The organism is Paenibacillus sp. NRS-1781 (genome assembly GCF_050467745.1).
Taxonomy (GTDB): domain Bacteria; phylum Bacillota; class Bacilli; order Paenibacillales; family Paenibacillaceae; genus Paenibacillus; species Paenibacillus terrae_A.
Window position 1 is genome coordinate 21,437 of sequence record NZ_JBITPI010000024.1, and the last position, 22,975, is coordinate 44,411.

Sequence of the window (22,975 nt, forward strand, 5' to 3'; positions counted from 1 at the left end):
AAGATGCTATTCAAATATCAAATATTCTGTAAAAACGAACAACACTCCTGTTATAGTGATCCGCTGTACGCAGGTATTAGGATTTTGCAGGATCTTCAGCCGTCAGAACCGCTTTGCGGGATAAATTGACACGGCCTTGTTGATCAATTTCGGTTACTTTCACCGTAATCGTATCTCCAATAGCAACTACATCCTCAACTTTGGCTACACGTTCAGTAGACAGTTGGGAAATATGAACCAGACCGTCCTTGCCCGGTAAAATTTCGACGAATGCACCGAATTTTTCAATCCGCTTCACTGTGCCAATGTAAATCTCTCCGATCACGACTTCTTTCACGATACCTTCAATAATGGAACGTGCCTTTTCATTCATCTCTTGGTTTGTGGAAGCGATGAATACACGACCATCTTGTTCGATATCAATTTTTACGCCGGTTTCTTCGATGATTTTGTTAATGATTTTACCACCCGCACCAATAACATCCCGGATTTTATCCGGGTTAATGTGCATCGTCATAATTTTCGGCGCATACTGTGACAATTGCTCACGCGGCGTCTGGATGGCTTCCATCATTTTGCTAAGAATGAACAGACGTCCTTCTCTAGCTTGATTGAGTGCGTCCTGCAAAATGTTACGATCAATACCGTTAATTTTGATATCCATTTGAATAGCAGTTACGCCTTCTGCTGTACCAGCCACTTTAAAGTCCATGTCGCCCAAGTGATCTTCCATACCCTGGATATCGGTCAACACGGAAACATGCTCCCCGTCCTTGATCAATCCCATCGCTACACCTGCAACCGGAGCCTTGATCGGTACACCCGCATCCATCATAGCCAGTGTGCTTGCGCAGATACTAGCCTGGGAAGTCGAGCCATTCGATTCCAGCACCTCGGAAACAAGACGAATCGTATATGGAAATTCTGTTTCTGAAGGAATGACTTTGGAAAGCGCACGCTCACCAAGAGCACCATGTCCAATTTCACGACGACCCGGTGCACGCAAAGGACGAGCCTCGCCTACACTGAATGGAGGGAAATTGTAATGATGCATGAAACGCTTCGTTTCTTCCAGATCAATACCGTCCAAAATTTGCACATCACCCAATGCGCCAAGTGTACAAACGCTAAGCGCTTGCGTTTGACCGCGTGTGAACAAGCCCGAGCCATGCGTACGCGGCAAAATGCTCGTATCGCTTTCGATCGGACGAATTTCGTCAAGCTTACGACCGTCAGGACGCACTTTATCATGCGTAATCAGACGACGGACTTCTTCTTTAACGATATCATAGAGAACTTCGCTCACGTCTTTCAAAAGCTCAGGCGTCTCTATGTATTGTGCTTCAAAATGTGCAACCGTCTCTTCGTTGGCAGCATCAATCGCCTCTTGACGGGCATGTTTTTCTACAATTTTGACGGCTTCCACCAAACGTTCAGCTGCATAAGCACGAACTTCGCTGTTCACTTTTTCATCGACAGCATGCAGTTTAACCTGCATTTTCTCTTTACCTGCCACTTGAACCAGTTGCTCAATGACTGCCACAATGTTCTTGATCTCGTCATGGCCAAACATGATAGCTTCCAGCATGACTTCTTCCGGAATTTCGTTACCTTCCGCTTCTACCATCATGATAGCATCTTTTGTTCCGGCTACAACCAGGTACAGATCGCTTGCATCCTGCTGCGCAATGTCCGGGTTAATCACGAATTGTCCGTCCACACGACCTACAGCAACTCCGCCAATCGGTCCGTTAAAAGGCACGTCCGAAATACTAAGCGCTGCCGAGGTTCCGATCATCGCTGCAATTTCCGGCTCACAATCCTGATCGACACTCATCACGAGGTTTAATACCTGTACATCATTCCGGAAGCCTTCCGGGAACAATGGGCGAATCGGACGGTCTGTCAGGCGGCTGGACAAAATCGCTTTTTGACTTGGGCGTCCTTCCCGTTTAATAAATCCGCCTGGGATTTTCCCCACAGCATATAATCTTTCTTCATAATTCACCGTCAGCGGAAAAAAGTCCAAATCTTTCGGCGCATTGGAAGCGGTCACGGTACAGAGAACAACCGTTTCGCCATAGCTTACTTTAACTGCGGCATTGGCCTGTTTCGCAAGACGTCCTGTTTCCAGCACCAGCTTTCTTCCGCCGAGCTGCATTTCCACACGTTGCTCCATGGTATCCCTCCATTTCATTCCATAGTAAAAGTTCTATACATATCCAGTATTTCCTAGACAGGCCTGATTCATAAGAAGCCCTATGCATTATAAGCACCAGAACCTTACTAGACTCGCACTTCTAAAGGATCTGTACGTCAAAAAAATTCCTTACTTCAAAAAAGAACCCGGCTGCTGTCCGCCGTCGCCTTAGCAGGGACAAGCGGTGAACAACCAGGCTTCTTTTCTCATTACATGTCTGAAAATTAACGACGCAGTCCGAGACGCTCGATCAACGCACTGTAACGTCTAACATCAGTCTTCTTCAGGTAAGCCAAAAGTTTACGACGCTGACCGACCATTTTCAACAACCCGCGGCGGGAGTGATGGTCTTTCTTATGCGAACGAAAGTGGCTTTGCAAGTTAACGATGTTTTCAGTAAGGATAGCGATTTGTACCTCTGCAGATCCTGTATCGGATTCATGAGTTTTGTACTCCTCGATCAATTGCTGTTTACGCTCTTGAGTCAATGCCATCCTGTTCACCTCCTTCATTATAATCGCCATTAGCCTCGTAGTCGCTGGTGAAAGCGGACAACCAAGCCAAGGTTCATCGTTGTTTACACAACATAAGTCAGTATAACACAGCGCCTGTCTTATGTAAATAAATTAGCCTAACAGCTTTTTAGCCGTTTGTGCGTCGTTGCCGATCTGGGTAATCAGCTCGTCCACTGAAGAGAATTTGCGTTCAGGACGGATATAATGATGAAGCTCAACCAGCACAGGCTCGCCATAAATCTGCTGGTCAAAATCAAACAGATGAACCTCAAACGACGGATTCAGCACACCTTCATGAAAAGTAGGCTTAACCCCTACATTCATTACCCCGCTTCTCCAACACTCACCCACCAATGCCCGTACAGCATATACGCCCTTGACTGGAATTACGTAAGTATCATCCAGCTTGAGATTGGCTGTTGGGAAGCCAATGGTGCGTCCACGCTTCTCTCCATCCACTACGGTGCCCCGAATGTGGTAAGAGCGTCCCAGCCAGCGAGAGGCATGCGTTAAATCCCCTGTCTGCAAGGCACGGCGGATGCTGGAGCTGCTCACTTTTTCCCCATCCAGCTCGAATGGCGGTACGGTGTGGACGGACATACGTTCTCCTCCCAGTTCCCGAAGTGTATGCTCATGTCCGACTCCCCGGTAGCCAAACCGGAAATCAAAGCCCACTACTGCCGTTTGAATTTGCAGTGGAAGCAAGATGTCCGTGATGAACGCCTCAGGGCTGACTTTGGAAAAGTCCTCGTCAAATCTCAAAATATAAAGTACGTCCACACCCATATCGGCCAAGATATCCTGCTTGTCCACAAGCGGGGTCAAATAGCCTTCATAGTCGCCTTTTTTCATGACTTCCTTTGGGTGAGGATGAAATGTCATAACAGATACCGGCACTTCCTGTTCCCGAGCCAGCTCGACAGCCTTGCGTATGACACTTGCGTGTCCGAGATGAAGACCGTCGAACTGACCGATCGCCGTGACCTGTGAACGTCCCCATTGGTGCAAAAGCTCATCGCTCAATGGATAAGATAACGATACGGTAATCATATTATTTCACCTGCATTTCACATCATTTGACTAACTTCGTCAAAATTATAGCACAATTCAAGGTAAAAAAACTTTAATTGGCGCGATAGCCCCTGATTCATCCCGTCCATATACGCCCAAAAACGTTCGATCCTCTTTATACAACCGGAATGGCTGGCTGTCCGTCACAGGCGGAGAAATCATGCTCAGCGACAAGCGCTGACCTTGGAGAGCGGCAGCGACCTTCACTTCGGTCACCGTATGATCAGGCATATAGTCAATGGCCTCATCAGTGGCAATAAGCCGCTCACCCAGGCTGCCATCCGCTACGTAGCGTTCAATTTCTTCGAATGTTAAACAACGATCCCCAGGAATCCCCGCAGACATGGTTCGTTCCAGCTTGACCATCGTCGAAGGATATCCCAATTCGCGGCCGATATCGACGCAGAGCGTACGGATATAAGTTCCTTTGGAGCATAATGCACGAAAAGAAATATCCACATATGATCCCGTCTCCGCGAATCCCGTCATTTCCAGCTCGTAAATAGTCACTTCACGGCTTTTACGCTCTACGGTCTTGCCTTCTCGGGCCAGCTCGTATAGACGTTTGCCATCCACTTTGAGGGCCGAGTACATTGGCGGCACTTGGGAAATCGTACCGACAAAACGTTCCAGAACCGCTTTGGCTTCCTCTTCTGTTACCTCTACTGGATGGTCACACTTCTCGGTAATCCTACCCGTAAGGTCCTCTGTATCCGTGGCAAGTCCCAAGCGTAATGTTGCATGGTATTCCTTAGGTAGCTCCTGCATGTATTCAACTACCCGGGTAGCACGTCCCAGACACAATGGCAGCACGCCCGTCACCTGAGGATCAAGTGTTCCGGTATGTCCGATTCGCTTCATTCCCAGCAAACGGCGAGTCTTGGCCACCACATCATGAGAGGTGAATCCAGCGGGTTTATAGACGGGTAGCACGCCTTCCCAAGTTGCTTGTTCCTGCTTCATCGGTTTCATAGCTCGGCCTTCACCCGCCCTACAACGACCTCAATAATATCCTCCAGCTTACCCTCCAGACGACAACCTGCAGCACGTACGTGTCCCCCGCCCCCAAACGATTGAGCAAGCGCAGCTACGTTAACGTTACCTGCCGATCTCAGACTGGCTTTGACCGCTTGATCACTAGTCACTTTAAAGAAAATGCCTACTTCAACGCCACGAATATTTCTCGGATAATTGACGATACCTTCCAAATCCTCATTAACAGCTCCGCATTCCTTCATATCGTCAGGGGTTACAACCACCCAGGCGATTTTACCATCCTCCGAAGTCTCGAGCGTTTGCAATGCTTTGGTCAGGACCTTCATTTGCGGGAATGTCATTTCTTCCAGCAGGATCTCGGATAGATAGGGACCGTCTACACCATAGGCAAGCAGCTGTGACACTGTAGACATGACTTTAGGCGAAGTGTTCGAATACCTGAAGCCTCCTGTGTCCGTCAGCAGTCCGGTATATACAGCCGTCGCCACTTCAACGTCCCAGTTGATCGCAAACTTTTCCAGTAGATCAAAAAGAATTTCTGCCGTTGCCGCAGCATCCGACTTAATCACATTAACTGTTCCATACGCATCATTCGTCGGATGATGATCAATATTCAAAATGATGGCATCTTCCGCAAAAAACTGCTCTGTTAGACCAACACGACGAAAATCTGCACAATCCACACAAATAATCCGGTTGTATTTCCGTTCCGGCGGTTGCTGGCTCATATCCATAATCTCATCGGCATGCCATAAAAAATCCATGCGTTTGGGGATAGCTCCCTCATTCAGCATGGTAAATTTCTTCCCCAGACATGAGAGAAGCCAGCCCACCGTTACGGTGGAGCTGACTGCGTCTCCGTCCGGCTGTACATGCGATACGATCAGGTAATCATCATGCTCCAGAATAAATTCCTTCGCTTGTTGAAGCGCCTGTTCATAGGTATGCATTGCCGTCTCCTTTACATTCAGTTCATGGTTCCTTCGGATAAACTAGCTCTTGCTATTTTTCATCCTTATCGATATCACTTAGCAGCTTTTCAATCCGGCTGCCATAAGCGATAGATTCGTCAATTTTGAAAATCAGCTCAGGAATATGGCGCAGCCGTATCCGTTTGCCAAGTTCGGAACGAAGATAACCGTTCGCTTTGTCCAATGCTTTCAGGGAAGAAGTTTTTTGCTCCTCATCCCCAAGCACGCTCAAGTAAATTTTCGCTTGGGACAAATCGTTTGTCAGATCGACACCTGTTACCGTAATAAAACCGATACGGGGATCTTTTAATTCAGTTTGGATGAGTTGGCTCAGCTCTTTCTTAATCTGCTCGCCAACCCGACCTGTACGTATTTTAGCCATGGATGCTCACCTCTCTGCCGTTAGCGCTCCACTGTTTCCATGACGAACGCTTCAATAATGTCGAGTTCCTTAACATCATTATAGCCATCAAGGGTAATACCGCATTCGTAACCTTGGGCAACTTCTTTTGCGTCGTCCTTAAAGCGTTTCAGTGAGTCGATTTTACCTTCAAAAATAACAATGCCATCACGTATCAGACGCGCTTCTGCTGAACGGGCAATTTTACCGGACGTTACCATACAACCGGCAATCGTACCGACCTTAGTGACCTTAAACACGTTACGAACTTCAGCATGCCCAATCACATTTTCTTTATATTCAGGATCCAGCATGCCTTTCATAGCTTGCTCGATTTCTTCAATGACATTGTAAATGACGCGGTGCAGACGAATATCCACTTTTTCTGCTTCAGCTGTAGATTTGGCCTGATTATCAGGACGAACGTTAAAACCAATCACAATGGCATTGGAAGCCGCAGCCAAAATAATATCGGATTCGGTAATTGCACCTGCACCGCTGTGAAGAATTTTAACGCGTACACCTTCAACTTCAATCTTGTTCAAGGAACCTTTCAGCGCTTCGACGGAACCTTGCACATCACCCTTGATAATGACGTTCAGATCTTTCATCTCGCCATCCTTGATGTGCTGGAACAGGTCATCCAACGTTACGCGGGTGTTGCTGCCCAGATCGGACTGACGTTGCGTAATCGAACGTCTGTCAGCGATTGCACGAGCTTTGCGCTCATCCTCGAACACCATGAACGGATCGCCAGCAAGTGGAACTTCTGTCAAACCAGTGATTTCAACTGGTGTGGAAGGACCAGCTTCCTTGAGACGGCGGCCTTTGTCATTGACCATGGCACGTACACGTCCGAAACAGTTACCTGCTACGAAAGCATCGCCGACTTTCAGCGTACCATTCTGAACGAGGATACGAGCTACGGAACCGCGACCTTTGTCCAGTTCAGCTTCAATGATCGTACCACGTGCCCGTTTATCCGGGTTCGCTTTGTATTCATTTACTTCAGCTACGAGCAGAATCATTTCGAGCAGATCCTCAAGACCCATTCTCTGTTTCGCAGAAACGTTGACAAAGATCGTATCGCCGCCCCACTCTTCAGGAACCAATTCATACTCAGTCAATTCTTGCTTTACTTTATCCGGATTCGCATCCGGCTTGTCGATCTTATTCACAGCCACGATGATCGGCAGACCAGCTGCCTTCGCATGGTTGATGGCTTCAACTGTCTGTGGCATAACACCGTCATCAGCTGCAACAACAATGATCGTCATATCCGTAACTTGAGCACCACGGGCACGCATTGCCGTAAACGCTTCGTGACCTGGTGTATCCAGGAAAGTGATTTTTTTGCTGTTGATTTCAACTTGGTACGCACCGATATGCTGTGTAATACCACCAGCTTCGCCACCCGTTACATTAGTGGAGCGAATAGCATCCAACAATGTTGTTTTACCATGATCGACGTGACCCATAATCGTAACAACGGGAGGACGTGCTTTCAGTAGGTCTGGATCATCGTTTTCTTCCACTGTTTCAAAGCGATCCTCTTCGACCGGAATTTTCACTTCTACTTCTACACCAAAATCTCCGGCAAGCAGAAGGATAGTATCCATATCCAGTTCCTGGTTAATGGTCGCCATCGTTCCAAGCGTGATCAGCTTTTTGATAACTTCCGATGCATCCTTGTGGAGAAGCTTCGCTGTTTCGCCTACTGTCATCTCACCACGCACAATGATTTTCTTAGGCGTGTTGTCGATTTTCTCGCGGCGCTCCTGTTGTTGACCTCTGCCACGATTATTGAATTTCCCACCACGATTGCTACCACCGCGGTTATTGCCACCACGACCACCGTTACCGCCGCGTCCTCCTCCTTGACGGTTATCGTCAAAACGACCTTGACCAGAACGATTACCGCCATTATTGGAGTTGCTGCCTGTACGATTGCCACCACCGCTACGATTCGCATTGCTACTTCCCGTGGATGAAGCCGTTCTTACTGCCGTACCACCTTGATTGCTCCCTTGTGGACGAGAGTTAGTGCTTTGGCTACCTTGAGGACGCGAAGCCGTGTTAGTGCTCGGGCGCTGTTGTCCTCCCTGTTGCTGGCCGCCACTACGATTCTGGCTACCTTGCTGTCCACTTGGTCTACTTGTACTCTGACTGCGGTTTTGACCGCCCTGTTGACTGCCTTGCGCTTTTGGAGCGCTGCTTCGGTTACTGTTTTGGTTGTTGTTTGTCCTATTCATACTTACCTGCTTTTCCTGTTGATTTTTGGTTTGCTCAGTTGATTGATCACTATTCTGACTTGAACCGGCCTGGTTCGAGCTTACTTGCGCCGTGCCTGCTCCGCCTTGCTTGGCCGCAGCATTGGATTTAATATCCTTAAAAAAACTTTCCACTTTACCCACAGCATCGTGTTCCATGACGCTCATATGGTTGTTCACGGGAATATCCAGCCGTTTAAGAATGGTGATAATTTCTTTGCTGCTCATGTTCAACGATTTGGCGTATTCGTATACCCGAACTTTGTCTTTGCTTTCTTGTTTACTCAATATACTCCACCTCCGACATTATCCCCGCATGTTTCTTGATCAATTTCGCGAATCCTTGATCCGTCACAGCCAGCACAACCCGTTCAGGCTTGCCGATGCTGCTTCCCAAGCTTTCCCGGTCAAATCCTATCAATAAGGGGATTTTGTACGTCCCGCATTTGTCGCGGAATTTCTTTTGAGTATTCATTGAAGCATCTTTCGCAAGAATGACCAGCTTGGCTTCTGAAGACCTGATCGCTTTAAAAACGATCTCATCACCTGTTAGCAGCTTGCCAGCTCTCATGGCAAGGCCCAATCCAGACAGCGCCTTATTCATCCTGCACGCTGCCTTGTGCCGCCAGGAATTCTTCCTCGACGGCAGCAAAATCACGACTTAGCTGCTCATAAATATCAGAATGAACCGAGTGCTTCAATGCCCGATCCAGTGCCTTGCTTTTTTGAGCAAGCTTGAAGCAGGCGGCTTTGCCGCACAAGTAAGCACCGCGTCCCGACTTTTTGCCAGTCAAGTCAATCAGCACTTCGTCTTCAGGGGTTTTGACGACACGGATCAACTGCTTCTTAGGCATCATTTCATGACAGGCCACACACTTGCGCAAAGGTATCTTTCTTTGTTTCATGCATTAATCCCCCTACACTCCGTTTAATCTACAGAAACGGAATCCTGATGCATTTCATCGGTGGATGTTCTCGGTCTACCGAGTTCTTCCTCCGCCTGCGTTTCGCTCTTGATATCAATTTTCCAGCCAGTAAGCTTGGCAGCAAGGCGGGCATTTTGCCCTTTGATACCAATGGCCAGAGAAAGCTGATAATCCGGCACGATGACACGCGCCATTTTTTCTTCTTCAAACACCTGCACCTCAAGCACCTTGGACGGGCTCAGTGCATTAGCCACATACTCGTCAACATTATCGGAATAACGCACAATGTCGATTTTTTCACCACGCAACTCATTCACAATCGTCTGCACCCGCGTTCCTCTCGGTCCTACACAAGAACCGACCGGATCTACCTCGACATTGCGGGAATGAACTGCGATTTTAGAACGGAAGCCTGCTTCACGCGCTACAGAACGAATCTCAACGACACCGTCAAAAATTTCCGGCACCTCGAGTTCGAACAAACGCTTAAGCAGACCTGGATGTGAGCGGGACAACATGATTTGCGGCCCTTTGGTCGTATTCTCTACCTTGGTAATATAAGCCTTAATCCGGTCCAAATGGCTGAATTTCTCATTAGGCATCAACTCGCCCAACGGGAGAACCGCCTCCACCTTACCCAGGTCAATATAAATATTACGCGGGTCCTGACGTTGTACGGTCCCTGTTACAATATCCTCTTCCTTGTCCACAAACTTGTTGTAGATCAATCCGCGCTCTGCTTCACGAATACGTTGGGTTACGACCTGCTTCGCTGTTTGTGCGGCAATGCGTCCAAAATCACGAGGAGTAACTTCAATCTCAGCAATATCCTCCAGCTGAAAATGCGGGTTAATCTCACGAGCCGCTGGCAGCGAAATCTCGGTGCGAGGATCCAATACCTCCTCAACGATCAGCTTGCGCGCATATACCTTAATAACACCCGAGTTGCGGTTCATATCGACACGCACGTTTTGTGCGGTGTTGAAATTCCGTTTGTAGCTGGAAATCAAGGCTGCTTCAATGGCCTCAAACAGCACATCCTTGCTGATCCCCTTTTCCCGTTCCAACTCGTTCATTGCTTCAATAAAATCCATACTCATGGATTACTGCTCCCCCTTTCAAATGATGCACCTGCGTCCTGGTCGGCACACGAGGCAAAAAAAACATGAAGTACATGTCAAACAGCAACGGTCAAATCCGAATTAAAATATGATCGCGAGCCTAGCTCCAGCCACCTTGTCATAAGGTATAGCATGCTTCTTTTGTCCGCTCTGAACGGTAAGTTCCCCATCTTCAAAAGAGAGCAAACGACCTTCAAATTCCTTCAGGCCGTTGATCGGCTCGTATGTAGTAACGAATACATTTTTGCCTACCGCTTTGGTTACGTCTTCCGCTTTTTTCAGCGGTCTTTCAGCGCCTGGTGAAGACACTTCCAGAAAATACGCTGTAGAAACAGGGTCATTTTCGTCCAGCTTTTGACCCAGGTATTCACTGATCATACTACAGTCGTCCAGATCAATTCCCCCGTCTTTGTCTACAAAAACGCGAAGAAACCAATTGCTGCCCTCTTTGACATACTCGACATCAACCAGTTCAAAACCATGCTCATCGAGGTAAGGTTGGGCCATTTCTTCTACTACTGACTTGATCTTTGGTGTGCTCAAAGATTATAACCTCCAAAAGTAAACTTTCCTGTGGTGAAAAAGAGACGCCCCATTGCCATGGACAATGCTTCTCCATCACCGGCATTTTCCATTTTCATTTGATGTAATGTTTATTTTGGGCTCACTGCAAATAAACCGGTGTACCGGTTTCTGCCCAAAAATCGTCTTTTTACGTTGTAACTGTATATCAAACAGTAAAGAGTGGGTTTCCCCACTCTTTAAGCAACGGTTTTATCTCCATGATTACCAAAAAAATTATAACATAACCGTAGTTATGTGACAAGTGCTAGAGCTTGACTAACGGGATTTCAATTAAAAAAGAGACAGTTGATTACTCTCTGGCAGTCCACGGAAACAGCCCATCTGGGACAGCATTTCGACAATCGTTTTACTAGCCTTCGACTTTTGCTGAAAATCCTCGACAGACAAAAATTCACCCTGTTCACGGGAGGCTGCGATGTTACGTGCCGCGTTTTCCCCAATCCCCTGAAGCGCTCCGAACGGAGGAATGAGTGAATCTCCGTCTACCTTGAAGCGAGTAGCCTCGGAACGGTACAAATCAATCGTCTTGAAACTGAAGCCGCGAGCCGTCATTTCCAGCGCCATTTCCAGGATCGGAAGCATTCCTTTTTCCTTTGGTGGAGCCTGAAAACCGAGCTGCTCGATTTCGACAATTTTCCGTGCAATGGCATCATACCCCTGACAACACAGTTCAATATCAAAATCGGCGGCGCGTACCGAGAAATAGGTCGCATAATATTCAATCGGATGATACAGTTTGAAATAGGCGGTCCGCACTGCTGAAATAACATAGGCTGCGGCATGCGCCTTTGGAAACATGTACTGGATCTTGAGGCAGGAATCAATGTACCATTGTGGCACCTTGCATTTTTTCATTTCCTCGATCCATTCCGCACTAAGCCCCTTACCTTTACGCACGCTCTCCGTAATTTTAAAGGCCAGACCTGCATCCATCCCCGCCTTATAAATCAGGAATAACATGATATCATCCCGGCAACCGATTACGGTCTTGATGTTGCAGGTATTGTTTTTGATCAAATCCTGCGCGTTCCCCAACCATACGCCCGTCCCATGGGACAGACCCGATATTTGCAGCAAATCGGCAAAAGAACTCGGCTGTGATTCCACTAGCATTTGACGTACAAACTTGGTTCCCATCTCGGGTACACCATAGGTTGCGACTGGAGTACGGATCTGCTGCGGCGTTACACCAAGCGCCTCCGTGGAATTGAACATACTCATAACCTTCGGATCATTCATCGGAATCGTCGTTGGGTCAACCCCAGTCAAATCCTGAAGCATCCTCATCATGGTGGGATCATCGTGGCCCAGAATATCGAGCTTGAGTAAATTTGCATCAAAAGCATGATAATCAAAATGCGTTGTTTTCCATTCTGAGCTTGTATCATCAGCCGGGAATTGTACTGGCGTAATGTCCTCGACCTCAATATAATCTGGAACGACGACAATCCCGCCCGGATGCTGTCCGGTGCTGCGTTTAACGCCCGTACAGCCGGAAGCCAGCCTGTTTAATTCGGCCCCACGCCATTTTTTATGATGCGCCTCTTCATATTTCTTCGTAAAACCGAAGGCCGTTTTTTCTGCAACCGTACCGATGGTTCCAGCACGGAATACGCTTTTCTCACCAAACAGTACTTTCGTATAGTTATGTGCCACTGGCTGATATTCCCCGGAGAAGTTCAAGTCAATATCGGGAACTTTATCCCCCTTAAACCCTAGGAACGTTTCAAACGGAATATCCTGCCCCTCACCCTTCAGCTTGCCACCGCATTTCGGACAGTTTTTGTCAGGCAAGTCAAATCCGCTCGGCACGCTGCCATCCAAAATCCATTCGCTAAATCTGCATTCAGGATTACCGCAAATATAATGTGCAGGCAGTGGATTAACTTCGGAAATACCAAGAAAGGTAGCGACCACAGAAGATCCAACAGAACCCCGCGAACCTACCAGGTATCCATCCTGATTGGACTTTTTAACCAGTCGCTCGGAAATGAGATAGTTGGCAGAGAAACCATATTTAATAATCGGCTCCAGTTCTTTTTCAAGACGGGCTACGACCACCTCGGGTAATTCCTCACCATAAATGGATTTAGCCGTTTCGTAGCAGGTATTGCGGATTTCCTCGTCTGCCCCATCCAGCAAAGGCGTGAACAGCTTGTCAGGGAACAGCTCCAGTTCCTCAAACCGCTCCGCCAGCTCGCTGGTATTCTTCACAACGACTTCATAGGCTTTCTCCTCGCCCAGAAACTCGAATTCTGCCAGCATTTCGTCTGTCGTGCGAAAATGCGCATCCGGTTTTCGGATATCTTTTAACGGGCTAAAACCAGTAATTCCATGTATCGTGATATCACGGTACAGCTTATCACGCGTTTCCAAATAGTGAACATTGCCTGTAGCAATAACGGGCTTATCGAGCCGCCGCCCAATTTCGCATACTTTACGAACTGCCGTTTTCAGAGCATCAGGGCCACTTACCAGTTGTTTTTCCACCAGATGCATGTACATGGTTAAAGGTTGGATCTCCAGCACATCATAAAACTGTGCAATTTCCTCGGCTTCCTCCTCCGACTTGTTCAGCACAGCCTCGAAAAACTCACCCTTTTCACAACCTGAAATAATAAGCAGCCCGTCTCTCATCTCTGACAATTTTGATTTAGGGATACAAGGGACACGCTTAAAATATTCAGTATGTGACATTGAAACCAGCTTGTACAGATTTTTTTTGCCAATCGGATTCAGCGCATAAATACAGCAATGGAAAGGACGAACGGTCGATAAATCCTTACCCACATAGTCATTCAAGCGGTCGAGCATTTTCATACCTTTAATTTGTTCCGCATCATTCAAAAGTCCATTCAGCACTTCAGTTAGCGCAACTGTATCATCAATGGCCCGGTGATGGCTTTCGAGCGCAACCTTGTATTTGGTGGTCAATGTGTTCAGACGATGATTTTTCATCGTTGGAAACAGCAAACGGGCCAATTCCAGTGTATCCAGTACCGGGTTCGTCATCTCAGGCAATCCCATATTCCTAAGAGTAGCCTGGATAAAACCGACATCAAATCGCGCATTATGGGCAACCAGCACAGCATCGCCAGCAAAAGCAACGAACTCCTTCATAACAGGCTCCACATCCGGTGCATCCTTGACCATTTCATCGTTAATGTTGGTCAGTTGCTGGATATTGTAGGGTATACGCTCATGCGGATTTACAAAGGTGGCATAACGGTCTATTTCTTTACCCTCATGCATTTTAACAGCGGCAATTTCAATAATTCTATTTTGTGTAACTGATAGCCCGGTGGTTTCAATATCAAAAACGACATAAGTCGCTGTTTTCAAATTAAGCGGCTGTGCCTGCATTACAACCTCAACCGCATCGTTGACCACATTGGCCTCGATACCGTAAATCATTTTAATTCCGTTTTTCTTGGCAGCCTTAGCGGCATCGGGATAACATTGCACTCCACCATGATCAGTGACCGCAATCGCCTTGTGCCCCCACTTGGCGGCTGTTTTAACATACTGGTCAATAGAGCTTACAGCATCCATCGCGCTCATCTTTGTGTGAAGGTGAAACTCAACCCGTTTTTCGTCTGCATTATCTTTACGGGAAGGAGGAGCCTGCACCTCTACCAGATCAGAAGGAATCATAACCAGCTCAGGAATTTGCATAAACCGATCATATTCGACGCGGCCACGGACCTTAACCCATTTTCCGTTAGCCAGCAAGCTGAGAATTTTTAGATCTTCTTTTGTTTTGGCAAACATTTTCATTTGCAGCGAGTCACTAAAATCAGTCAAATAATAGGTGAACAATGTACTTCCATTTCGCAGCTCTTTACTATCGAGACCAAAAATCGTTCCCTGCAACGTGACTTTCTTCTCTTCATCCTGAATGTCTTGCATCGGAACAGGCGGCTCCTTGATGTCATAGCCAAATTGAAGCCGTACATCTCCTTCCTCTTCATCCAGAGGCGGCATTTCTGATTCCATGCTTTCCATCATCTGCTGAATAACTTCACGTTCTTCCTGCATCTTTTTCTCCTGGAACTGCTGCAAGGCCTCTTGGTTACTTTCACCCACCTGGATTTTAATGCGCATCGAGAGACCAAAATATTTATCGTAGAATTTGATGATTGCTTGGTCAATCTGCTTTTTGCGTGCCAGCTCCAGTGACATGCTATCGCTCATCGTCAGCAATAACAGGCCGTCTTCCCACTCATGTACAGCCCGGTTCATCCAGCCGTTCACGGATGGGATTTCACGGTGCACCCATTCCAGAAAAAGCTTCCAGTATTCACTGATGATATCCGCAGACTGAACCTGCTCATTATACCGAAACCGAAAGGTGATTTTAGCGATGTGGTTCATTTTCTCCTGTACCTGAATACAGAAGGCCCGATATACCTGAGCGGGAACCAGCGTTTCCTTAGCGAGGATAATATTCCAATCCTTATTGGTACGGCTTATTTCCACCTGCTCAATCCAACCGTCCAGGAAATAAGGTTCCACCACTCCCTCCGGCATCACTACCTGCTTCATCAGCAGTTCCAGCCGTTTTCTCTTTTCTTCAGCTCCGCCCATGGCTCTCCCCCCGTTTTCCAAATCTACAATTCTGAAAACATGAAAAGCTTCTGCGTCTAAAACATCTCCGACCGCAAAAGCTTTTCGTAGCCCCCCTCAATCCTCCACCACAGCAACCTCTTACAATTATGCTCGTTAGCGGAGAGAACGAAGTGAGTATAGTGGTATAGCTTTACTTCTTTATTAATACGCCCGTGCGAACACTACAGTATGCTTGGCTGATTTGCCGCAGCACAGGCATGTGGTCTTTTGCTCGGTAGTTTTAAAAGGTATATTACGGCTTGTAGCGCCTGTCACTTCTTTGACCTTGTCTTCACATTCTTCAGATCCGCACCAGCCTGCCAAAGTAAAGCCGCGTTTCTCTTCCATAAGCGCCTTCATTTCATCCAGCGTATCTACGGAATAGAAGTTTTCATCCATAAAGCTCTTGGCACGATCAAACATTTCCTGCTGTACCTGTGCCAGCATCGCATGGACTTCCTCAACAAGGTTATCCTGCTGTACAATCTTTTTCTCGCCACTGATACGGGATACGAGCACGCAAACGCCATTTTCCATATCACGAGGTCCGATTTCCAGACGCACCGGTACACCGCGCATTTCATATTCGTTAAACTTCCAACCTGGACTCACATCACTGCGATCGTCCATTTTCACACGTACGCCCACCTGTTTCAGTTCAGCGAACAGTTCATCTGCACGGGCAATCACTGCTTCACGCTTCTTAGGCGGCCCGATAGGCACCATAATGACCTGTGTAGGCGCAACCTTAGGAGGCAAAGCCAAACCACGGTCATCCCCATGAACCATAATCAGCGCACCAATCAGACGCGTGCTTGTTCCCCATGAAGTGGTATGAGCGTATTCCAGGTTATTGTCCCGGCTCAAGTATTTAATATCAAAAGCAACGGCAAAATTGGTTCCCATGTAGTGGGAAGTTCCCGCCTGCACCGCACGCCCATCCTTCATCATCGCTTCCAGTGAGAAAGTATCCTTCGCACCTGCAAATTTTTCAGAAGGCGTTTTTTGTCCGGTAATAACTGGGATAGCCAGTACTTCCTCGATAACCTCGCGGTATACTTCCAGCATTTTCATCGTTTCTTCGCGTGCTTCTTCCTCATTTTCATGAGCAGTATGACCTTCCTGCCACAAAAACTCACTCGTACGCAAGAAAGGAAGCGTGCGTTTTTCCCAACGAACCACGTTGGCCCATTGGTTGATAAGCACTGGCAGATCACGATAGGATTGAATCCATTTGGAGTACATATGACCGATCATTGTCTCTGAAGTTGGACGGATTGCAAGGCGCTCCTCCAATTTTTCCCCGCCAGCCTCGGTTACCCAAGGAAGCTCAGGGTTAAACCCTTCGACATGCTCTTTTTCCTTTTGGAAAAAACTCTCGGGAATAAACATCGGGAAATAGGCATTGCGATGACCTGTTTCTTTGAAACGCACATCCATGGCTTCCTTGATATGCTCCCAAATTTCAAAACCGTCGGGACGGAACACAATACATCCGCGAACCGGGGAGTAATCCATCAGTTCAGCTTTTTTAATAACATCAATATACCATCGGGAAAAATCTTCGCTCTGTGGCGTAATTTCCTCGACAAACTGTTTATCGTTCGACATAGAAACGCATGTCCTCCCATACAGACCCTTTTATAAAAGTCCGTCTCTAATTAACCATTAATTAATCGTAAAATATCATTATAGGTGACCGCAATCATGAGCAGGAACAACATGGCGAAACCAACGAAATGGACCATACCTTCCCTACTCGGGTCAACTGGACGTCCTCTTACTGCCTCTACACCGAGGAAAACAAGTCTGCTTCCATCCAGCGCCGGAATTGGCAACAGATTAAATATCCCCAAATAAAGACTCATTATAGCTGTCCAATACGTAAGCTGCTCAATGCCCTGCTTGGCAATTTGTCCTGTCACTTCAAAAGTACGTACCGGGCCTCCCAGATCATTAATGGAGAAACGTTGGATAAGCTGACTAAACCCCTGGAAAATGATATCGGTCGTTCGTACCATGGACTGTCCAGCAAATTTAAACGTTTCCCCGACTCCTGCTTGCCGTGTCGGAAGTTCAGGCACGATGCCCACTTTCCCCCCCTTTTGTCCTTCCATTGCACGAGGTGTAATCGTCAGATCAAAAGTTTTGTTATCCCGACGAACAACCCATTTCATCGGCTTGTCTTGGGAATCGGCAATCAGTTTGATCATATTTTCAACGTTTGCACCAATCGCAACCCCGTTCACCGATTCAATGATATCACCCTTATGCAAATCAGCTTCAGCAGCAGGCATACCCGCTGTAATGTCATTAATCTGAACATAAATTGGGTTGTCCACTTGTACGCCGACCATTTGGATATGCAGACCAAACAGAACAAAGGCAAGGATAAAATTCATCAGCGGTCCAGCAAAAATAGCCATCGCACGCTGTCCTACTGTTTTGCTGCCATACTGTCGATCCTTAGGCGCAATCTGGATGGATTGCCCTTTGGTTACCATCATCGCTTGCGGATGCACCGTATATTGCTGTTCTTCGCCATCCACATCCAATTTTACAGTTAGTGCCTGCTCCAGATCAATGTGCTGCACTTCGCCGCGCACCACATTTTTGCGGTTATCCAATTGGTCCAAATAAATGGTTTTGACCATACCGTCCGTTACGCGTACAGCAATTGTTTGTCCTGCTTCAATTTCATTGATTTCCGGATCTTCTCCTGCCATGCGTGCAAAACCACCGAACGGCAGCAAACGTAGTGTAAATCGCGTCTCGTTTCTTTTATAAGAAAACAGTTTCGGGCCGAAACCGATCGCAAACTCCCGTACCAGGATCCCGGCGCGTTTGGCAAAATAATAATGCCCCCATTCATGCACCGTCACTATGACGAAAAACATGAGCACCGTCATCAAAACTATTCGAATCGTTTCCAATCGTTTCCGTTCCCCTTTCAATGAGAGTTTGTCTTCCTAGATTATCATTATTCTCCGATCCCACACAAGAGAATCGCAATTCGCTTCTCGAACCCAAATTCAGCTTATATCCCGGCAGCTACGCTGCGAACCTCACGGTCACAGGCTTCGATCGCAGCCAGATCAGGGTTAGTGACATTGACATGCCGCTCCAATACACGCTCAATAACGGCTTCAATATGCAGAAAAGAAATTTCTCCACGCAGAAAACGGGCAACAGCAATCTCATTAGCCGCATTAAATGCAGTTGGTGCTGTACCACCCATTTTACCACATTCAAAGGCAAGCCTTAAACAAGGAAAACGATTAAAGTCCATTTCCTTAAAATGGAGCTGACCCACCTCAGCCAGTGACAGCGGCTTGGCCGGAGACTTCATCCGTTTAGGATAGGTTAAAGCGTATTGAATAGGAACTCTCATGTCAGGGTTGCCCAGTTGGGCGACAATACTGGTATCCACAAATTCTACATAAGAATGAATGATGCTTTCAGGATGCAATAGTACGTGAATCTGCTCATAATCAAGTCCAAACAACCAGTGCGCCTCAATGACCTCTAGCCCTTTGTTTACCATCGTTGCCGAATCAATCGTAATTTTGGCACCCATCGACCAATTGGGGTGCTTCAATGCATCTTCTACCGTAACCTCCAGAAGCTGCTCCCTTGTCAAATCACGAAAAGAACCACCCGATGCCGTGAGAGTAATATGTGCTACATCTTTCATACGCTCACCATTTAAGCATTGGAAAATAGCCGAATGCTCACTGTCAATCGGCAGCAACGGCACTCCTTTCGCCCGAGCCCGTTCTGTGACCAGATGACCGGCGGTAACCAGTGTTTCCTTATTGGCCAAACCGATCTGTTTTCCAGCCTCAATCGCGGCCAGCGTGGAGTGCAATCCGACACTGCCCATTACAGCTGTCACAACCATATCTGCATCTGTATTCGCAGCCAGCTCGACGAGTCCTTCATTCCCCCAATGCAGTTCCATTCCGGAAGGCAACAAAGGACGGATTTCCTCCGCCAGTTGCTTGGTGCCGACGGATACCTTCTTGGGTTGGTATAGATGCGCCTGCTCAGCAAGCAACTTTATATTTGAGCCACCTGCTAAAGCCTCTACGGCAAACTGATCCGGGTGCATAGATACGACATCCAGCGTCTGTGTTCCAATAGACCCGGTTGAGCCGAGTACCGTAATTCTTTTCATGAAGCACCTTCCTATCTTGAAAATAACCGTTACTCTGTGGCTAACTTTAACCTAACATAAACTGTAACCACCAGGTAAGGATCATGGAAGCAGCATCAGCATATGTACAATTGGAAAAACGACAATCCAGCTGTCGCAGCGGTCTAATATACCACCATGCCCTGGCAGCAGATTACCCGAATCTTTAATGTTGTACACCCGCTTGTACGCAGATTGCACTAAGTCGCCCAGTTGACCTACAACTGCACAAGATAAACCGATAGCGAAAGCTTTGTCCCACGGCAGCAGCCATTCTGACAATCCGGCAAATACCAGTGCTGTAGCTAACGCTAAAACAATCCCGCCAATAGATCCTTCGACTGTTTTGTTTGGACTAATCGCAGGCCATAGCTTTGTCTTCCCCGCCATTTTGCCTACAAAATAAGCCCCTGCATCACTTGCCCAAATGCAAGCCAGCAACAAAAAAGTCCATAAAAGCCCATGTTCCATATGGCGTGATTCCGCCATATACGAAAATCCAAAGCCTATATAAACGGTACCGAGAAATAGTATGGACACCGTTTGAATTGTGATTTTATTTTTCGTTCCCACCGTAATGATCATAAAAATAATCATCAGCAGCCAAAGCAGACTTATAGACGGTAATGGTGAGTGCAGACCCAAGGGCTGATAAGGAAATACAAAAGCTAATATTCCTGCATAGCCAACTAACGCTGTACCGCCGAAAGGAGATACCCTGGTCATTCGCGCGAATTCATAGAATCCGATTAGGGCCATAGCCAAAATGAGCAAATGGTAGGCTAAACCGCCCCACAGGACCATCGCCAAAAAAAATACGCCTGCCACAATACCGGTAATCAATCTCTGTCTCAACGGCTTTCATCCTCCATTTACTTCAATCCGCCGTACCGCCGTGATCTTCGCTGATATTCGACTACTGCTTCGTATAAATGCTCTTTCTTAAACTCAGGCCAATAAATATCAGTAAACCATAGCTCACTGTAAGCAAGTTGCCATAGCATAAAATTGCTGAGTCTTAGCTCACCACTTGTTCGAATCAGCAGGTCAGGGTCCGGCATACCACTTGAGAGCAAAGAATTCTCAATCAGTTCAGGCGTAATATCTCCGGATGTAAGCTTCCCATCCTCAATTTCACGACCCAACGCTTGCATACATTCAGTGATTTCTAGCCGGCTTCCATAATTTAATGCAAAATTAAGAACAAGTCCGGTATTATTTTCGGTTCGCCGAGTCGCTTCAGTCAACGCATCAACGGTATGAGATGGCAAATGCTCCTTATTTCCCATCATACGCACTTGTACATTTTTTTCAATCAGCTCATCAAGCTCAATAGCCAGAAACTCTTGCGGGAGCCGCATCAAAAAATCGACTTCATCCTTAGGACGCGACCAATTTTCAGTTGAAAAAGCAAATAAGGTCAAATATTTAATGCCTAGTTCATCTGCAGCAATCGCTGTGCGCTTCACTGCCTTCATTCCATTTTGATGCCCTACAATTCGCGGCATTCCAATCCGTTTGGCCCATCTGCCGTTCCCATCCATAATAACAGCAACATGCTGCGGAATATTGTCTTTTGATATGGCCGGTGTTTGCTGTTTTTGTTCCCCGTTCCACCAAGACCGAACCCATTTGATCATTCCAGTTCCTCCAGCATTCTCTGAAAATGTGCCTCTGGCTTGAAAAGAGACAAACCCCACCGTAAGGGAGGGGCTATCAGTCTCTTATACTTCCATAATTTCTTTTTCTTTTGCAGCCAAAATTTTATCCACTTCGGCGATGAATTTATCTGTTGTTTTCTGGATTTCTTCCTGATATTTACGGGATTCATCCTCGGATATATCAGTTTTCTCCATTTTTTTAATATCATCGTTCGCATCGCGACGAATGTTACGAATGGCGACCTTCGCTTCTTCGCCGTTCTTTTTCGTCAGCTTCACCAGATCCGTTCTGCGTTCTTCTGTCAATGCAGGAATACTCAGGCGAATGGTGTTTCCGTCATTGGAAGGGGTCAAACCCAGATCAGATTTTTGGATAGCACGCTCAATGTCGGCCAGGGAGGATTTATCCCAAGGCTGAATCATTAGAGTCCGGCTGTCCGGTGTATTTACATTAGCCAACTGATTGACCGGAGTCATTGCACCGTAATACTCAACCTGAACGCGATCCAGTAGACCTGGTGTCGCTCGACCAGCGCGCAAAGATGCAAGGTCACGTTGCAACGACTGAATGGCTTTTTGCATGCGCTCTTCAGCGCTCTTTTTCACAGATTGTGGCATTAATTTACACTCCCTTTGACGATCGTGCCAATTTTCTCACCCAACACGACACGTTTAATGTTACCTTGCTCTGTAATAGCAAAGACAATCAACGGAATATTGTTATCCATGCACAGCGAGGAAGCCGTAGAGTCCATGACACCGAGATTTTTATTGAGCACATCCAAATACGTAAGTTGCTCATACTTCTCGGCTGTGCTGTCTTTAAATGGATCAGCTGAATACACGCCGTCCACTTTATTTTTAGCCATCAGAATCACTTCAGCCTCAATTTCGGCAGCACGCAGGGCAGCCGTAGTATCGGTAGAGAAGAACGGATTCCCTGTACCTGCTGCAAAAATAACAACCCGGCCTTTTTCCAGATGGCGGATAGCTCTACGACGAATGTAAGGCTCAGCAATTTGCTGCATCGCAATAGATGTCTGTACACGCGTAGGAACTTCAATTTGTTCCAAAGCATCCTGCAGTGCCAGTGAGTTCATCACCGTTGCCAGCATACCCATGTAATCGGCTGTTGCCCGGTCAATTCCGTTGGCGCTTCCAGCAATACCCCGCCAAATGTTGCCGCCTCCGCACACGATAGCAACTTCTACTCCCAGTTCGACAACGTCCTTGACCTGCTCGGCGATCGACGCAATTGTATCCGCATCAATACCGTAACCGTTCGGGCCTGACAGCGACTCTCCGCTGACTTTCAGAACAACACGCTTAAACACAGGTTTTTCCAAATGATCACCCTCCAATATCGACTATATTTTATGTACAGGATAGATGTCCTGTTGCAAGAAAAGGAACACTGATGTGTTCCAATTCTTCGCTCTTCTGTATGCAATTACCG

The 22,975-nt window shown here is 47.1% G+C and carries 19 protein-coding genes; all 19 read right to left on the reverse strand.

The window, feature by feature from the left end:
• Positions 1 to 76: 76 nt before the first annotated feature.
• The gene (gene pnp / locus ACIFO6_RS09160; RefSeq protein WP_430040188.1) at positions 77 to 2,179 is read right to left on the reverse strand and encodes a polyribonucleotide nucleotidyltransferase; all 2,103 of its coding nucleotides are present in this window, start codon (positions 2,177 to 2,179) and stop codon (positions 77 to 79) included.
• A gap of 245 nt (positions 2,180 to 2,424) precedes the next feature.
• Positions 2,425 to 2,694, reverse strand: coding sequence for a 30S ribosomal protein S15 (rpsO, locus tag ACIFO6_RS09165; RefSeq protein ID WP_014281126.1), 270 nt, complete (start codon positions 2,692 to 2,694; stop codon positions 2,425 to 2,427).
• Between the two features lie 132 nt (positions 2,695 to 2,826).
• Positions 2,827 to 3,765 (reverse strand): bifunctional riboflavin kinase/FAD synthetase, encoded by a 939-nt coding sequence (locus ACIFO6_RS09170; protein ID WP_430040190.1) that lies wholly within the window; start codon positions 3,763 to 3,765, stop codon positions 2,827 to 2,829.
• 57 nt (positions 3,766 to 3,822) lie between these two features.
• Positions 3,823 to 4,758: a tRNA pseudouridine(55) synthase TruB gene (gene truB, locus ACIFO6_RS09175; RefSeq protein WP_430040192.1), complete on the reverse strand. Its 936-nt coding sequence runs from the start codon at positions 4,756 to 4,758 to the stop codon at positions 3,823 to 3,825.
• Positions 4,755 to 5,732, reverse strand: coding sequence for a DHH family phosphoesterase (locus tag ACIFO6_RS09180; protein ID WP_430040194.1), 978 nt, complete (start codon positions 5,730 to 5,732; stop codon positions 4,755 to 4,757). The genes truB and ACIFO6_RS09180 overlap by 4 nt, the downstream gene beginning before the upstream one ends.
• A 52-nt stretch (positions 5,733 to 5,784) precedes the next feature.
• Positions 5,785 to 6,135: a 30S ribosome-binding factor RbfA gene (rbfA, locus tag ACIFO6_RS09185; RefSeq protein WP_014281122.1), complete on the reverse strand. Its 351-nt coding sequence runs from the start codon at positions 6,133 to 6,135 to the stop codon at positions 5,785 to 5,787.
• A gap of 20 nt (positions 6,136 to 6,155) precedes the next feature.
• Positions 6,156 to 8,711: a translation initiation factor IF-2 gene (infB, locus tag ACIFO6_RS09190; protein WP_430040196.1), complete on the reverse strand. Its 2,556-nt coding sequence runs from the start codon at positions 8,709 to 8,711 to the stop codon at positions 6,156 to 6,158.
• The gene (locus ACIFO6_RS09195) at positions 8,704 to 9,027 is read right to left on the reverse strand and encodes a L7Ae/L30e/S12e/Gadd45 family ribosomal protein (protein ID WP_025720915.1); all 324 of its coding nucleotides are present in this window, start codon (positions 9,025 to 9,027) and stop codon (positions 8,704 to 8,706) included. The genes infB and ACIFO6_RS09195 overlap by 8 nt, the downstream gene beginning before the upstream one ends.
• A complete protein-coding gene (gene rnpM / locus ACIFO6_RS09200; protein ID WP_430040198.1) occupies positions 9,020 to 9,328 on the reverse strand; it encodes an RNase P modulator RnpM in 309 nt (102 codons plus the stop codon). The genes ACIFO6_RS09195 and rnpM overlap by 8 nt, the downstream gene beginning before the upstream one ends.
• A gap of 23 nt (positions 9,329 to 9,351) precedes the next feature.
• Entirely contained in the window at positions 9,352 to 10,449 is a 1,098-nt protein-coding gene (gene nusA / locus ACIFO6_RS09205; protein WP_165147568.1) for a transcription termination factor NusA, read from the reverse strand.
• A gap of 102 nt (positions 10,450 to 10,551) precedes the next feature.
• Positions 10,552 to 11,013, reverse strand: a complete 462-nt coding sequence (gene rimP, locus ACIFO6_RS09210; protein ID WP_014281118.1) for a ribosome maturation factor RimP — start codon at positions 11,011 to 11,013, stop codon at positions 10,552 to 10,554.
• 312 nt (positions 11,014 to 11,325) lie between these two features.
• On the reverse strand, positions 11,326 to 15,642 hold the full coding sequence (locus ACIFO6_RS09215; RefSeq protein WP_430040201.1) for a PolC-type DNA polymerase III: 4,317 nt from the start codon (positions 15,640 to 15,642) through the stop codon (positions 11,326 to 11,328).
• 183 nt (positions 15,643 to 15,825) lie between these two features.
• Positions 15,826 to 17,274, reverse strand: coding sequence for a proline--tRNA ligase (proS, locus tag ACIFO6_RS09220; protein WP_430040203.1), 1,449 nt, complete (start codon positions 17,272 to 17,274; stop codon positions 15,826 to 15,828).
• Positions 17,275 to 17,324: 50 nt separating this feature from the next.
• Positions 17,325 to 18,596, reverse strand: coding sequence for an RIP metalloprotease RseP (rseP, locus tag ACIFO6_RS09225; RefSeq protein WP_430040205.1), 1,272 nt, complete (start codon positions 18,594 to 18,596; stop codon positions 17,325 to 17,327).
• A gap of 104 nt (positions 18,597 to 18,700) precedes the next feature.
• Complete coding sequence (locus ACIFO6_RS09230; protein ID WP_430040207.1) at positions 18,701 to 19,840, reverse strand: 1-deoxy-D-xylulose-5-phosphate reductoisomerase; 1,140 nt, start codon at positions 19,838 to 19,840, stop codon at positions 18,701 to 18,703.
• Between the two features lie 81 nt (positions 19,841 to 19,921).
• Positions 19,922 to 20,713: a phosphatidate cytidylyltransferase gene (locus tag ACIFO6_RS09235; protein ID WP_430040209.1), complete on the reverse strand. Its 792-nt coding sequence runs from the start codon at positions 20,711 to 20,713 to the stop codon at positions 19,922 to 19,924.
• A gap of 17 nt (positions 20,714 to 20,730) precedes the next feature.
• Positions 20,731 to 21,498, reverse strand: a complete 768-nt coding sequence (locus tag ACIFO6_RS09240; protein ID WP_430040211.1) for an isoprenyl transferase — start codon at positions 21,496 to 21,498, stop codon at positions 20,731 to 20,733.
• Positions 21,499 to 21,582: 84 nt separating this feature from the next.
• Entirely contained in the window at positions 21,583 to 22,137 is a 555-nt protein-coding gene (frr, locus tag ACIFO6_RS09245) for a ribosome recycling factor (RefSeq protein ID WP_430040213.1), read from the reverse strand.
• Positions 22,137 to 22,865 (reverse strand): UMP kinase, encoded by a 729-nt coding sequence (pyrH, locus tag ACIFO6_RS09250; protein WP_013309918.1) that lies wholly within the window; start codon positions 22,863 to 22,865, stop codon positions 22,137 to 22,139. Before pyrH ends, frr begins: the two co-directional genes overlap by 1 nt.
• Positions 22,866 to 22,975: the final 110 nt, after the last annotated feature.

Bases quoted from the DNA above. Each gene is read 5' to 3' on its own strand.
- ACIFO6_RS09195 (WP_025720915.1), bottom strand. From the start codon at position 9,027: ATGAATAAGGCGCTGTCTGGATTGGGCCTTGCCATGAGAGCTGGCAAG.
- rnpM (WP_430040198.1), bottom strand. From the start codon at position 9,328: ATGAAACAAAGAAAGATACCTTTGCGCAAGTGTGTGGCCTGTCATGAA.
- ACIFO6_RS09170 (WP_430040190.1), bottom strand. From the start codon at position 3,765: ATGATTACCGTATCGTTATCTTATCCATTGAGCGATGAGCTTTTGCAC.
- pnp (WP_430040188.1), bottom strand. From the start codon at position 2,179: ATGGAGCAACGTGTGGAAATGCAGCTCGGCGGAAGAAAGCTGGTGCTG.
- rbfA (WP_014281122.1), bottom strand. From the start codon at position 6,135: ATGGCTAAAATACGTACAGGTCGGGTTGGCGAGCAGATTAAGAAAGAG.
- proS (WP_430040203.1), bottom strand. From the start codon at position 17,274: ATGTCGAACGATAAACAGTTTGTCGAGGAAATTACGCCACAGAGCGAA.
- ACIFO6_RS09240 (WP_430040211.1), bottom strand. From the start codon at position 21,498: ATGATCAAATGGGTTCGGTCTTGGTGGAACGGGGAACAAAAACAGCAA.
- frr (WP_430040213.1), bottom strand. From the start codon at position 22,137: ATGCCACAATCTGTGAAAAAGAGCGCTGAAGAGCGCATGCAAAAAGCC.
- ACIFO6_RS09230 (WP_430040207.1), bottom strand. From the start codon at position 19,840: ATGAAAAGAATTACGGTACTCGGCTCAACCGGGTCTATTGGAACACAG.
- nusA (WP_165147568.1), bottom strand. From the start codon at position 10,449: ATGAGTATGGATTTTATTGAAGCAATGAACGAGTTGGAACGGGAAAAG.
- truB (WP_430040192.1), bottom strand. From the start codon at position 4,758: ATGAAACCGATGAAGCAGGAACAAGCAACTTGGGAAGGCGTGCTACCC.
- ACIFO6_RS09180 (WP_430040194.1), bottom strand. From the start codon at position 5,732: ATGCATACCTATGAACAGGCGCTTCAACAAGCGAAGGAATTTATTCTG.
- ACIFO6_RS09215 (WP_430040201.1), bottom strand. From the start codon at position 15,642: ATGGGCGGAGCTGAAGAAAAGAGAAAACGGCTGGAACTGCTGATGAAG.
- rpsO (WP_014281126.1), bottom strand. From the start codon at position 2,694: ATGGCATTGACTCAAGAGCGTAAACAGCAATTGATCGAGGAGTACAAA.